This window comes from Priestia sp. 40 (assembly GCF_049368575.1).
GTDB lineage: Bacteria > Bacillota > Bacilli > Bacillales > Bacillaceae_H > Priestia > Priestia zanthoxyli.
In genome coordinates this window covers 135,889-150,141 of sequence record NZ_JBMPZA010000026.1, presented here as the reverse complement: position 1 = coordinate 150,141, position 14,253 = coordinate 135,889, and the positions used below count along the sequence as shown (strand labels likewise).

The 14,253-nt window shown below is 37.9% G+C and carries 13 protein-coding genes; all 13 read left to right on the top strand.

Going from position 1 to position 14,253, the window contains the following annotated elements; translation table 11 throughout:
* Positions 1-152 precede the first annotated feature (152 nt).
* The 13 genes from ACO1DI_RS26950 (at position 153) to ACO1DI_RS26890 (ending at position 14,238) form a co-directional block, all read left to right on the top strand.
* Entirely contained in the window at positions 153-1,496 is a 1,344-nt protein-coding gene (locus ACO1DI_RS26950; RefSeq protein ID WP_014459522.1) for a hypothetical protein, read from the top strand.
* A gap of 106 nt (positions 1,497-1,602) precedes the next feature.
* Entirely contained in the window at positions 1,603-2,565 is a 963-nt protein-coding gene (locus tag ACO1DI_RS26945) for a class F sortase (RefSeq protein ID WP_014459523.1), read from the top strand.
* Between the two features lie 209 nt (positions 2,566-2,774).
* Positions 2,775-4,313, top strand: coding sequence for an AbgT family transporter (locus ACO1DI_RS26940; RefSeq protein WP_423145764.1), 1,539 nt, complete (start codon positions 2,775-2,777; stop codon positions 4,311-4,313).
* Positions 4,314-4,580: 267 nt separating this feature from the next.
* Entirely contained in the window at positions 4,581-5,807 is a 1,227-nt protein-coding gene (locus tag ACO1DI_RS26935) for an ammonium transporter (RefSeq protein WP_013057612.1), read from the top strand.
* A gap of 14 nt (positions 5,808-5,821) precedes the next feature.
* Positions 5,822-6,184 carry a P-II family nitrogen regulator gene (locus tag ACO1DI_RS26930; RefSeq protein ID WP_013057611.1) on the top strand — a complete coding sequence of 121 codons (363 nt, stop codon included), beginning with the start codon at positions 5,822-5,824 and terminating at the stop codon, positions 6,182-6,184.
* Between the two features lie 325 nt (positions 6,185-6,509).
* On the top strand, positions 6,510-6,668 hold the full coding sequence (locus ACO1DI_RS26925; RefSeq protein ID WP_014459525.1) for a hypothetical protein: 159 nt from the start codon (positions 6,510-6,512) through the stop codon (positions 6,666-6,668).
* Positions 6,662-7,837 (top strand): branched-chain amino acid ABC transporter substrate-binding protein, encoded by a 1,176-nt coding sequence (locus ACO1DI_RS26920; RefSeq protein ID WP_014459526.1) that lies wholly within the window; start codon positions 6,662-6,664, stop codon positions 7,835-7,837. Before ACO1DI_RS26925 ends, ACO1DI_RS26920 begins: the two co-directional genes overlap by 7 nt.
* 81 nt (positions 7,838-7,918) lie before the next feature.
* Positions 7,919-8,905: a branched-chain amino acid ABC transporter permease gene (locus ACO1DI_RS26915; protein WP_014459527.1), complete on the top strand. Its 987-nt coding sequence runs from the start codon at positions 7,919-7,921 to the stop codon at positions 8,903-8,905.
* 9 nt (positions 8,906-8,914) lie between these two features.
* Positions 8,915-10,201, top strand: a complete 1,287-nt coding sequence (locus ACO1DI_RS26910) for a branched-chain amino acid ABC transporter permease (protein ID WP_014459528.1) — start codon at positions 8,915-8,917, stop codon at positions 10,199-10,201.
* A 12-nt stretch (positions 10,202-10,213) separates the two neighbouring features.
* Positions 10,214-11,011: an ABC transporter ATP-binding protein gene (locus ACO1DI_RS26905; protein WP_115654233.1), complete on the top strand. Its 798-nt coding sequence runs from the start codon at positions 10,214-10,216 to the stop codon at positions 11,009-11,011.
* Positions 11,008-11,715: an ABC transporter ATP-binding protein gene (locus tag ACO1DI_RS26900; protein WP_042992066.1), complete on the top strand. Its 708-nt coding sequence runs from the start codon at positions 11,008-11,010 to the stop codon at positions 11,713-11,715. The genes ACO1DI_RS26905 and ACO1DI_RS26900 overlap by 4 nt, the downstream gene beginning before the upstream one ends.
* Before the next feature lie 528 nt (positions 11,716-12,243).
* Entirely contained in the window at positions 12,244-12,924 is a 681-nt protein-coding gene (locus tag ACO1DI_RS26895; RefSeq protein ID WP_223260186.1) for a hypothetical protein, read from the top strand.
* Positions 12,925-13,140: 216 nt separating this feature from the next.
* Positions 13,141-14,238 carry an acyltransferase gene (locus ACO1DI_RS26890; protein ID WP_014459529.1) on the top strand — a complete coding sequence of 366 codons (1,098 nt, stop codon included), beginning with the start codon at positions 13,141-13,143 and terminating at the stop codon, positions 14,236-14,238.
* The last annotated feature ends 15 nt before the right edge of the window (positions 14,239-14,253 follow it).

Sequence of the window (14,253 nt, the reverse complement as noted above, 5' to 3'; positions counted from 1 at the left end):
AGAGAATACTTCCTAAAAAGAATCATTAAATGTGAGGGAACATGAAGGTTTAATATATAGAATATTCAAAATCTTCAATCTATTTAATGGTTTAAGATGTAGTAAGAATGAAAAAAGTGGCGTATATCAACTAAAAATGAGGAGAGTGGAAAATGATGAAATTAAGTAAAAAATTAATGATCCCTGTACTAGGAGCTTCACTATTGATGCCGACTATTGCAAATGCAGAGGAAGCAAAACCAACGGCAGTAACAAAAGCTTCAGATCTACGAGCGAACTTAGACTACTTATTATCTGAACACTTTACGCTTGCCGTTGCCGCTATGACAACAGCCTATGACGGTTCTAAAGATGCTGACGCTGCGTTCAAAGCACTCGATCAAAATGCCGTCGACATGGAACCAGCTATTGCTTCTATCTATGGTGATAAAGGAGCGGCTGAGTTTGAACGGATTTTTAGAGAACACAACAATTACACAGATGATTTTGTAAAAGCAACAAAAGAAAACGACAAAGAAGCCATGGCGGAAGTAGATAAAGAAGTAGATCAATTCGTGAATGAATTTGCTAAATTTCTAAGCACTGCTACGGAAGGTAAACTACCTGAAGATGCTGCGAAAGAAGCGCTTCGCGTGCACGAAGATCAAGTAAAAGAAACGTTTGAAGATTATGTAGAAGGTGACTATGAGGCAGCCGCGAAGACATACCGCGAAGGATATCAGCAAATGTTTGCCATTAGTAAAGCGTTATCAAATGCAATCGTAACGCAAATGCCCGATAAATTCGATAATACCAAAGTAGATACACCAGCAGCAGATTTACGTTCTTCATTAAACAGCTTAGCAGCAGAACATTTTGCGTTAGCAACAATGGGAATGGAAAAAGGGTTTAACGGTTCAAAAGATTACGACTACGTCAGCTGGCTAGAAAATGCTAACACAGCAGATTTTAAAGCTGCAATCGGCTCAGTATACGGCGATGAAGGAGCTGCACAATTCGAAAAAATTTGGCAAGGAGATCACATCAATGCCCAAGCTGAATTAGTAAGTGCACAAGTAAAAGGCGATGAAGCAGGAGAAAAGGCTGCAAAAGATAAGCTCCATAAATTCGCGCAAGAATTTGGTACATTCTTAGGAACAGCAACAGATGGAAACCTTCCAACTGCAGACGCACAGGCAGCTATAAAAGCACATGAAGATACGGTTATTAAAACATTTGAGCAATATGCATCCGGTGACTACGCTGGAAGTTATGATACGTATCGTGAAGGGTATAAATTAATGTTTGGTGTTGGCCAAGCTCTAGGTGAAGCGATTGTAAAACAAAACCCCGATAAGTTTGCTGAAACAGCTATGCCAACAGATATGCCGAAAACAGGTATGGGCGGGGCATCTGAATCAACGATGAACCCACTAACAGCGATCTATATTGCACTAGGTTCATTAGCCGTATTAACAGCTGGAGTTATTTTACGCAAGAAACCAGTAAGCAAATAATATTTTTTCTCCTTTTCCCTATCGATTACAAGTCAAGAGTCCTGAAAAAAGAAGAGAGGTTGTTCTCTCTTCTTTTTTATAAACAGCTGTGAAATGAGGTGACGATGTGAAAAAAGCGATTGTTTTTGCCTATTGTATATTAAGTTTAGTCCTGCTTGTTAGCGGCGGACTATATTTTAAAGAACAAATGGTAGAAGCAAAAGAAACAAAGCAACAGGCTGCAGCTAAGCAACAAGAGAAAGAAGCACAATCAAAGGATCTAAAAAGCCGGGTAACGCTTGAAGAAGAATTTGCTGTATTAAAAAAACATAAAACAGAAGCTAAACAGTTAAACAAAGAATTCAAAGGAATCATCCCTGAAAAAGTGTCCATTCCTGCTATTGGTGTGGAGGCTTCAATTGAAGAAGTAGGATTGTTAGATAACGGTGAAATGGCAGCACCATCTACAGAAAATGGAGTTGCTTGGTTTGAACCAGGAGCTAAACCTGGCGTAAAAGGAAATGCTGTATTAGCAGGACACGTAGACAGTAAAACCGGCCCTGCCGTCTTTTACAATCTAAAAAACTTAAAAAAAGACGATGAAATTACCGTAAGAGATGCACAGGGGACCACGCTTACTTTTGTTGTTAAACGTATAAAAAGCTATCCGCGAGATAAGGCACCTCTAAACGAAATTTTTGGGTACAGCAACAAACGTACTTTAAATCTGATTACGTGCACAGGCACGTTTGACCGTGAGGAAGGAACCCATCAAGAGAGGTTAGTTGTCTATACAGAACTAAAAGCTGACCAAGCAAAAGAATTGGAGCGTGAAGCAACTGCCCCGCAACCTCCTACACATGTAAAGATGAGCGGTAATTTGCTTACGTGGTACGCGGTACGAGAAGGCAATATTGTCGGTTATCGAATTTATAAAAAGAAACCAGGCGGAACATTTGTCCATATTGGCAGCGTTTCGGAATTTGAGCGAAAAAGCTTTGCTGATTCCGACGCATCTCAGTCTCGTTACTATGTAACAGCTGTTAATGAGTCAGGAAAAGAGTCTGCTCCGTCTAGTATAGCGAAATAACAAAAAGCTCTCTTCAAACGGAGAGCTTTTTGTTGTCGATTAAAAAGATATCTTCTGCCTTTCTATTTATCTAAATGCTATTAGTTTTAATAGATAAATAAAAAGCCCTTAAAAATAATACTTGAATAATATAAATATTCAGATTATTATGTACTAATAGTGTTTTGGTAATTAAAAGGAAAGAATCTAAAAGAAAAAGGAGAGAAAGCATGACACAACCTAATTTGCAAACAGAGCAAAAATCACACCCAACAACCTTTCTAGACAAACTATTAGGAAGAGTAGAAGTGTTCGGAAACAAACTACCTGATCCTTTTATTTTGTTTGTATGCCTAGCGCTTATTATCGTAGTAGCATCTGTTGCTATTAATAGTATGGGAGTAACGGTGGTCCATCCTGGTACTAATAAAACTCTTCCAATTAAAAGTTTGTTGTTGCATGAAGGCATTCAGTATATCTTAACATCGATGCTGACCAATTTCACTGAATTTAAGCCCCTAGGACTTGTACTTGCTATGATGCTTGGAGTCGGACTTGCAGAAAAAGTAGGTCTGCTTGAAGTGGCCATAAAAAAAACGATTTTAAATGCTCCAAAAGCTCTTATTACATACGCCATCATATTTACAGGGATTATGGCCAACTTAGCGGCAGATGCTGCTTTTGTCATCGTGCCTCCGCTTGCCGCAATGATTTTTTATACAGTAGGAAGGCACCCGCTTGCTGGATTAGCAGCAGGATTTGCTGGGGTGGGATCAGGCTTTACAGCGAATCTTATTATATCTGGAACCGACGGATTGTTATCAGGCATTTCGACTGAAGCTGCCAAAACAATTGACCCAAGCACTGCTGTAAGTCCTGCAGCAAACTGGTACTTCATGGCGGCTTCTGTATTTGTTTTGACCGTTATAGGGGCGGTCGTCACCGAAAAGATTGTAGAACCTAGGCTGGGCAATTATAAAGGAAAAAAACGCAATGATTTTGGTGAAATTAGTGAGGCAGAAGCAAAAGGATTAAAAAACAGTATCGTTGCTACATGTATTTATGTCGTTGTACTAGCTGTTTTCTTATTTTGGCCCAACTCTCCTCTACGAAATGAAGACGGTGGAATTGTTCCATCTCCTTTTTTAGATGGTATCATTCCGATTACGCTGCTGTTTTTTGTGGTAGTTGGCTCTGTTTACGGAATAACAGTAGGGAAAATCAAAAATTCTAGAGATGTACCTGCTTATATGACTGATTCGATGAAAGATATGGCTAGCTATATTGTCCTTATTTTTGCGGCTGCTCAATTTATCGCTTACTTTAATTGGACTAATATTGGAACGTGGATTGCAGTAGAAGGAGCGGATGCATTAAAAGCACTAAATCTAACTGGACTTCCAGTTGTGGTTGGTTTTGTATTTTTAACTGTTGTTCTAAGCCTTCTTATTTTTAGCGGCTCCGCTCAATGGGCACTAGAAGCACCTATTTTTATTCCATTGTTCATGCTGTTAGGCTACAACCCTGGATTTATTCAAGCAGCTTACCGAATAGCGGATTCGTCTACGAATGTAATCACTCCTTTAAATCCATACATGATTGTCATTTTAGCCTTTATGAAAGAATACGAGCCGAAAGCGGGGCTTGGAACCATCATTTCACTTATGCTTCCTTATACTTTAGCCTTTTTAGGAATTTGGATTATAATGTTGATTGTTTTTGCTGTATTCGGTATTCCTCTAGGACCAGGCGTATATATGTATTTGTAAAGAAAAATCCTCTTCTACTCCAAGAAGAGGATTTTTTTGTGTTAGAAATTCTAACACATATAAATAATATTTCAGTTTATGTGTACATAGGAGAATAAATAACAAAAAGAAAAGTGTATAAAAAAACAAAAGTTTTCTGAAAAAATTTGCAAAAAGTAGTTGCTAAATACATACAAATCAAATATGATAGTAAACATAACAAAAGATGTTATATAATCTAACATTAAATTTAGGGGTTATTTATTCGTACTTAAGGGGGAAATCATCATGCAAATGGGCGATTCAGTATTTATGTTTTTTTCAGCATTATTGGTTTGGATTATGACACCAGCTATTGCATTGTTTTACGGAGGCATGGTTCGAAGTAAAAACATGTTAAGTACCGCGATGTATAGCGTAGGTTCATTAGCAGTCATATCTGTTCTTTGGATAGTAGCTGGCTATTCTCTAGCATTTTCGACCGGTGGCAATGCTTTTATTGGTAACTTGGACTGGGTAGGATTAAAAGGAGTCGGGTTTACTCCAAACGGGGACTACAGTGCTACGATCCCGCATAACATGTTTATGATGTTTCAGCTAACATTTGCTGTGTTAACAGTAGCTATTATCTCCGGTGCTTTTGCAGAGCGCATGAAGTTTTCAGCATTTATCTTATTTGCTATCCTATGGTCATTATTTGTATATGCACCCGTTGCACACTGGGTTTGGGGAGTTGGCGGATGGCTTCGTGAACTAGGAGCGATCGACTTTGCCGGAGGAAACGTCGTTCACATTTCGTCAGGTGTAGCAGGATTAATTCTAGCTCTTGTTGTTGGAAAACGAAAAAATGCCGATGCCGCAGCACCTCACAATTTACCGCTAACTCTTTTAGGCGGAATGCTGATTTGGTTCGGGTGGTTTGGTTTTAACGTTGGAAGTTCTTTAACAATTAACAGCGTTGCAATGACGGCTTTCATTAACACGAATACAGCGGCAGCAACAGGAATTATCGGCTGGCTTGTAGTAGAGTGGATTATTAATAAAAAACCTACGCTGCTTGGAGCCGTTTCGGGAGCAATTGCTGGACTTGTAGCTATAACACCAGCTTGTGGATTCGTTACACCGTTTGCTTCTATTGTAATTGGTTTTATCGGCGGAGCGGTTTGTTTCTGGGGTATCTTCTCACTTAAAAAGAAAATCGGTTACGATGATGCGTTAGATGCATTTGGTCTTCACGGTATTGGGGGAACGTGGGGAGGTATCGCAACAGGTTTATTTGCCACAACTTCTGTAAATGACGCCGGTGCGAATGGTTTATTCTACGGAGATCCAAGTCTACTTTGGAAACAGCTGGTGGCTATCGTAGCAACGTATCTATTTGTCGGCATTGCTACCTTCATTATTGTTAAAGTGGTTGGATTAATTGTATCTCTGCGTGCGACACAAGAAGAAGAAACGCTTGGGCTTGATATTACGCTGCACGGTGAAAGAGCGTATCACGAATCGAATATGTAAAAGGGGTGGGCACAGTGAGTGATGTTTTAACAAAAATTGAAATTATTACACGCCCTTCAAAGTTTGAAGAGCTTAAGCAAGAACTGGCGAAAATTGGCGTTAGCGGTATTACAGTTACAGATGCGCTGGGGTGCGGGTTGCAAAAAGGCATTACGGAACTTTATAGAGGCGTTAAAAAACAAGACAATATGCACGCACGAATTAAAGTAGAAATTGTGGTATGCGAAGTTCCAGTATCTGACGTTGTTGATAAAGCAAGAAAAGTACTAAATACAGGTCAGCCTGGAGATGGGAAAATATTCATCTATGAATTAAAAAATGCGATTAAGATCCGAACAGGGGAAGAGGGATCACAGGCATTACGAAATAATAGTTAAACTTAGGGAGAAAGAGAAAACAAAGGGTCATATAAAAGGTGCATAATATGCACCTTTTTTTAGGTTGAATAGTTACACGGCATGTTTCCTTAGGGTGACATGCTTTTTTGTTATATATATAGCCAAAAAGTATATCACAAAAAATAAGTGAATATAATTAAAATTATTTTTATAAAATTGGGAAAATTATAAAAATATGTGTCATTATTACTGACAAGTTTGGTGAAATACTGCTGTTTATCCTTTTATAATAGTAAAAAATAACTATATTTTTACTTTTATTAGTGTCTCTTTATATATGAAAGTGAATCTATTATGAAAGGATGTGAAAAAAGATGTACATAAACAGCAAGCTGTTTCACCGTTTTCAGAGATGACATTTGTTGCAAAGATAAAAAGCGTTCTAGACGCGAACAAAGGGAGGGAAAATCGTTATAAAAGACTAGCCGCTATTAAGCGCTTTATAACGATTACTACATGCTAAGTAAAAAAATGTTATCTATTTTAGCAACAACGGTCTTATCGGTAGGATTTGTAGCTGGCTGTGGGAGCAACAGTACATCAGGAGAAGATAAAGGCAGCAATGTTATTAAAATTGCTACGCAAAGCCCTTTGTCAGGAGGTAGTGCGACGTTGGGTGAAGCGATCAAACTGGGAGCTCAGCTAGCTCTTGATGAAGAAAAAGACACGTTTGAAAAATTAGGATATAAACTTCAGCTTGTACCGTATGACGATCAGGGCGATCCTAAAAAAGGCGTAGCGAACGCTCAGTTAATTGGATCCGATAAAGCCGTCTATGGAGTGATAGGACATTTAAATTCAGGGGTTACCATTCCTTCATCTGAAACGTATGAGAAATATTCCATTCCAATGATTTCTCCTGCAAGTACAGCAACGGACGTAACAGATCGAAAGTTAAAAACGGTTAACCGCATTGTAGCGCGCGATGACTTCCAAGGACCTGCAGGAGCTGAATATGCTGTTAAAGAGTTGAAAGCAAAAAATATTTTTGTCATTCAAGATAAAACTGCTTACGGACAAGGGCTTGCAGATGCTTTTAAAACAGCAGCTGAAAAAGAAGGAGCAAAAATTGTTGGATTTGAAGGAATTACGGTTGGAGAAAAAGATTTTAACGGCGTGTTAAATCAAGTCTCTAAAGAAAAGCCGGATCTCGTTTATTTTGGTGGTCTTTATGCAGAAGGCGGACTTTTAATTAAACAAGCTCGTGACAAAGGAATTACCGCTAAGTTTATGGGAGGGGATGGCTTAGACTCATCAACTTTGGTTGATATTGCTGGAGATGCTGTAAAAGATACGTATCTTACGTCAGTAGCAGGCGATGCTTCCAAGACGCAATTTGCTAAAGATTATGAGAAGAAATTCAATAAAAAAGTAGAGTCATATTCTGTATACGGGTATGATTCCATGAAAGTTATGCTTCAAGGTATTCAAAAAGCAATTGAAGACAATGATAAAAAGCTTCCTTCTCATGAAGCAGTACGTGACGCCGTACGCGGTATTAAAGAATACAAAGGAGAACTTACACAGGTAGGATTTGATGAGAAAGGAGACAATAAATACGCTAAAATCTTTATCTATAAGTTTGACGCTCCTTCGTACCCAGCTAAATTAGAAGGAGAAATCTCACAGTAAACCTTAGAAAAGAAAGGTATGGATGTTCCGTACCTTTCTTTTCTTAAAATCGATTTTATAGGACGAAAGGGACGAGGTTATATGTTTGCTCATATTATACAAACGCTGCCGCAAGTGTTAATTGACGGACTAACATTAGGAGCTGTATATGCAATTATTGCCCTAGGTTATACGATGGTATATGGCATTTTAGAACTCATCAATTTTGCACACGGCGAAATCTTTATGTCAGGCGCCTTTATCGGAACCGCTATTTTAATAGGGTTAACAGGCGTAGGTTGGATTGCAGCTTTTCCAGCTGTTGTGACGTTAATTTTAGTTCTTCTTATTACGAGCGTTGCGACTGGGTTTCTTGGTATGGGAATTGAAAGAGTAGCTTACCGCCCCCTGCGCAAGTCTTCTAAACTAATTACACTTATTACAGCTATCGGAATGTCGTTTCTATTACAGGATTTTGTGCGCTTCATTACGGAACTTAAGAATGGTAACTATATTGTTAATACCCCTGCTTTATTTTCAGGAAAAGTATCGGTTAGTGCTTCTTCTCTTTCATCATCATTTGATGATGCTACATTTAAAGTAACGTTTATCGTAGTGTTACTTGTTGCTTTTTGCTTAATGATCGGACTTGAAATTTTCGTCAATCGGACCAAATGGGGAATGGCAATGAGAGCTGTAGCTCAAGATCCTGATACAGCTTCATTAATGTCCATTAATGTAAACAAAGTTATTTCTCTTACTTTCTTTATTGGTTCGGCTCTAGGAGGCGCGACCGGTGTGTTATTTGCGCTTCATTACGGAACAATTGATCCTTACATTGGGTTCATATTGGGATTAAAGGCTTTTACAGCAGCTGTTTTAGGAGGTATAGGCAATATACGAGGCGCAATGTTTGGAGGCCTAATGCTTGGCATTCTTGAAATGTTTGCAGCTGCGAATTTATCAACAATTACCGGCAATGTTTTAGGAGCAGAGTATAAAGATGTATTTGCATTTGCCATTTTGATTTTGGTGTTAATTTTTAAACCAGAAGGCTTATTTGGAAAAGCCGTTACAGAAAAAGTGTAGGTGATGACGATGAAAAAATTAATGAGTAGGTTTGAAGGAAACAAAAAGGCGCAAATCATTTTATTTTATATATATGTAATTGCAACAAGCGGTAGTTTAATGCTTGCCCAAAAGTCCGTCGTCGCATTTTTACTTCTTTTATTTTCATTATTACTTCTGTACTTTATGTCTCTTTCTACTAAATTAAAATGGCTAATAGCAGGGGTCATTTTAATTGTGTTGCTTCCTTTTTCAGCTAGCCAAGGCCCTGCTTATGAATCATATATGGAAGTATCTACGCTAGTAGGCATTTATGTTGCTATGGCACTTGGGTTGAACATTGTAGTCGGATTGGCCGGATTGTTGGATTTGGGATTTGTTGCTTTCTTTGCAGTTGGGGCTTACACGTATGGAATTTTCGCGACCAATCAAGCTGCTAATTTTATGCCTTTTGGTACGTACCCATTATCAGGAGAAAGCTTTTGGTTTTTTATTATTGCAGGGTGCCTAATAGCCGCTTTATTTGGAGTTTTGCTTGGTATACCTGTGCTGCGCGTAAAAGGAGACTATCTAGCTATCGTTACGCTTGGATTCGGGGAAATTATTCGAATTGTGTTTAACAATTTGGATAAACCGATCAATATTACAAACGGGGCAATGGGACTGTCCTCCGTGACGCCGCCTTCTATTTTTGGGATTAACTTAGTATATCCAAGTCAGTTTTATTATGTAGTATTAGTCATCTTAGCTGCGGTTATTTTTATTGTACGGCGATTTGAATATTCTAAAGTAGGACGATCGTGGAAAGCGGTTCGTGAAAATGAAATTGCAGCTCAAGCGATGGGAATTCACCTTGTCAGAACAAAGCTGCTTGCGTTTGCTATTGGTGCCTCTTTTTCAGGGATGATGGGAGTTGTTTTTGCCGCTAAGCAAACGTTTGTCGATCCAACCAGCTTCACCCTGTTAGAATCGATTACGATTTTAGTGATGGTTATTTTAGGAGGGATGGGGAGCGTTCCAGGCGTCATACTTGGAGCGGCGGTTGTAACCATTCTTAATCTTCAAGTATTAACGGAGCTCACTGATTGGTTTAATCAACTGAGTTTAAACGGGGTTATCTCTATACCAGATGCACTTTCGCCAGCTAAAATGCAGCGATTTATTTTTGGCGGACTTCTTATTCTATTTGCTCTATACAGGTCTCAGGGGTTGCTTCCTGCTAAACAGCCTACGTTCGATTTGAAAGAGCTGAAAGAAGAAGCTGAAGAAGAAATACAGCCTGTGATTTCAGCGGCTAAGAAAAACGTCAATCTATAGAGGTGAAAGAAATTGTCTATTTTAGAAGTGAAAAATGTAACCAAGACCTTTGGCGGTTTAGTTGCCAATCAAGACGTAACAATGGATATTCAAAAAAATTCAATAACAGCTGTAATAGGACCAAACGGCGCTGGAAAGACCACGTTTTTTAATATGGTGACAGGTGTTTATCAGCCAACCTCAGGTGATATTATGTTAAATGGTCAATCCATAACAGGGCTAAAACCTCACAGCGTATCAAAACAAGGGATTTCTCGGACATTTCAAAACATCAGGTTGTTTAGTAATATAACGGTTTTAGAAAATGTGTTAGTTGGGATGCACAATCATTTAAAAGCAACCACTTTTGAAACGCTGTTGAATTTACCTCGAGCAAGAAGAGCGGAAAAAGCAGCTAAAAAAGAAGCGTATAAGCTGTTAGAATACGTTGGGCTAGAAGCTTTATATAACGAAGTAGCCAATAACTTATCATATGGAGCGCAGCGCCGACTCGAAATTGCCAGAGCGTTAGCTACTAGACCCTCACTGTTATTATTAGACGAACCGGCTGCTGGTATGAATCCGCGTGAAACAAAAGAGCTGACGGATCTTATTCACACGATACGAAAAGACCGGGAAATAACTATTTTATTAATTGAGCATGACATGAAGCTCGTCATGGAAATTTCTGATCATATTATTGTATTAGATCATGGAATAAAAATTGCAGAAGGAAACGCTGAACATATCCGTACGCACCCGAAAGTGATCGAAGCCTATTTAGGAAAAGGAGCGGCAGAGGAGATAGAGAGAAAGGAGAAAAGCACATGACTCTATTAAAGTTAACTGAAGTTGACACCTTTTACGGAGGAATCCAAGCGCTTAAAGGAATAACGATTGATGTAGAAGAAGGAGAAATTGTGACTCTTATCGGAAGCAATGGAGCCGGTAAATCTACCACACTAAAGTCCATTAGCGGTCAAGCTCCTGTCAATGCAGGTAGTATCGTGTATAAAGGCACCCACATCACGAAATTCCCTCCTCACCAAACGGCCCGGCTAGGAATAGCTCACGTGCCAGAAGGAAGAAAGATTTTTCCTAAGATGACGGTAAAAGAAAATTTAACGATCGGAGCATTCTCACTTTCTAATAAAAAAGTAATAGAAGAAAATATGGCTAGAGTATTCACGTATTTTCCAAGGTTAAAAGAAAGGTTGACTCAAAAAGGAGGAACGATGAGCGGCGGTGAGCAGCAAATGCTAGCTATCGGGCGAGCGCTTATGATGAACCCTTCTATGCTTATGCTAGATGAACCTTCTATGGGGCTTGCTCCTATCATTGTAGAACAGATATTTGAAATCATTATGGAATTAAATAAAAGCGGAATGACCATTTTACTCGTTGAACAAAACGCTTATCAAGCGCTGCAAATCGCGCACCGAGGCTATGTGATTCAAACGGGCGAAATTATTCTGCAAGGGAAAGGACCGGAATTAATTCATAATGAAAAAATAAAAGAAGCTTATTTAGCTTAAAAAAACAAACCGCATCGCGTTTTAACGCTGCGGTTTGTTTTTGTTCACAATGGATGATTTGGATAAAGCAGGTAAGCATTACTATTATCTGGTTTAGTTCCTTAATTAAGTAGGGAACGTTTAAAATAAGATTATTGAATAAGTGAGTAATTAGATAACCTCCTAGATGAAAGGAATGCTTCAATTTAAAGCTTTTTTATAAAAAACAAAAAAAGTTGAAACTTTTTTCATTAAAAAACGTTTATAAAGTAATAGAAAAAAATGGGTACGGTTATTTACACTCAAAAAGGAAGTGAGAGCGTGGCGACGCTGAAAACTAATTATTTGACTGACTTATGCTTAATCTATAGAGAAAGTCAATTTTATGTAATGCAAATACCTAGTTTCTACAAAAAAATGGCTAGCAAATACTTTCAGTTTCAGCCCCAAGAAAAAATAATTGCGTATTTACACAGCTCTTTTATAGCAGGCCTAGATAAAAGGGGAGTTTGCTTTACAAATAAGGGGATTTACTGGAAAAGCAGAGGGATGAAAAAAGGAAAAATGTTATGGGAAGAGTTCGCTAACATTCAATCCATTACCATTCGAAGAGAAGAAATGATTTGTTTTAATGACGTGGAGAAGTTTCAAGTCAATCAAAACGATTACTCAGCTAGAAAGCTAGTATCTCTATTAAAAAAAATCAAGAAATTTATTCGCACTCATTCCCATGAATATATGTGTCAAGACTATATATATCCGTGTGTGTCCTCAAAAGAATTAACTTCTATTTGTTCATCTTTTCAAATTCATCAAACCCCTGATCCAAAAGATGTGTTGTCGGTAGAAGGACAACTATGTGAAGAAGTTGAAAAAGAGATGCGAAACAGGCTCTATTTACCTGCTAAAGAAAAAATTGTAGCTCATTTAAATACATATCCTCTTCAAAAAACCGAAGGGATTACCGTTTGTTCTAAAGGGATTTATTTCTCAAAATCTTTTAAAACAGTTTACTACCCTTGGCACTTATTTCGACACGTGAGTATTTCAGTGGAAACCGAGGAATTAAAAATTGCTAAAAAACATTCGTTATCTCTCAACTCAGCTGCAGTATCAAGCGGGGAAGTAATGCTGTTTCTCAAACAAATTAAACAGCATGTGCAAGCTTTGCATGAAAAAGAAGTCGATATTAAACAAGATAATAAGTTTGCATGGAAAATGTTAATTTAAAAAACAGGTTACGCGTAATCTGTTTTTTGTTTTGTGGTTCTTTAGAATCATTTATTTGGAATATTGAAAGACATCATACAAGTAAACAAGACTAGAATATTGGAAGTTAAGAAATTTTTTCCATGACTATAAGGTTAATTTTACCAAAATATCTTTTTCGTTTGGATAATTATGCTAAAATAGAGCTCGAGTTTATTTTAAGGAGCTGACAACAAGATGGAACGTAATTATTCAATTGATTTTATTAAGTTTTTTGCTACAGTGTTTGTGGTTTGTATCCATGTTAATCCATCACATGACGATTTCTTTTTAGGGAACCAGGAAAATGTGCTAGATGTCATCGTTGACACATTTGCACGATTCGCGGTTCCTTTTTTCTTTATTGTATCAGGTTATTTGTTTATGAATAAAATTCAAAAACATCCAAAGCCTTCTGCATACTTAAAAAAATACACGTGGAATATTTCAAAGCTTTATGCATGTTGGTTCATCTTTTATTTATTGTTTGGTGTAGTTCTGCGCTTATTTCAAAACCACGGAACATTGGCAGAACGAAAAGGTGCAGTAGCGGATTATTTAACATCATCCATCACATTTAAAGATATCTTTTATTATGGAAGTGACACAAGTGGATTTCAGCTTTGGTATTTGATTGCATTAATTTGGGCTGTTGTTATCGTTTTCTTATTTCAACGATGGAAAAAGATTGGCTTATTAATGCTTATCAGCACCGTATTATATGTAACTGGGTTATTTGGGCAGTCTTATTCTTTATTTTTCCCCCTTTCTTTTCAAACGAGAGATGCCCTGTTCTTTGGTTTGTTCTATACAGTATTAGGAGCTATGTTTGCCCTTTATGGCAAGCAAATTCTGTCAGTACTAAACGTAAGGCCAATGATTTATTTAGCCAGCTTTTTTGTGTTTTCAGCGCTAGAGATCGTCGAGCGTTACTGGTTGGTTAATATCCACCACAGCAAGCCCGGAGACTATTTTATTTCTACAATCTTTTTATCGGCATCATTGTTTTTATTCGTATTGAGCAGTCCAAGTCTTGGTAAAAACTCATTCTTTTCAAAGGTTGGGAAAAATTCAGTTGGCATTTATGTCGTGCATATATGTATATTAAATGAGACCTATCGATTGCTTCGTTCTATAGATTCTTCTTTCTTTACAAATAGTGTCGTTGCCTACGTACTTATCGTTCCAGCAGTTTTTTGGTGCTCGTACTATTTATATAGAGGGATTCAATGGACAAAGGGAAAATTACATGCAAAGCCGCACAAACATCCAATCACAAAACTACAGCATAAATAAAAAGAGCTGGCTAAC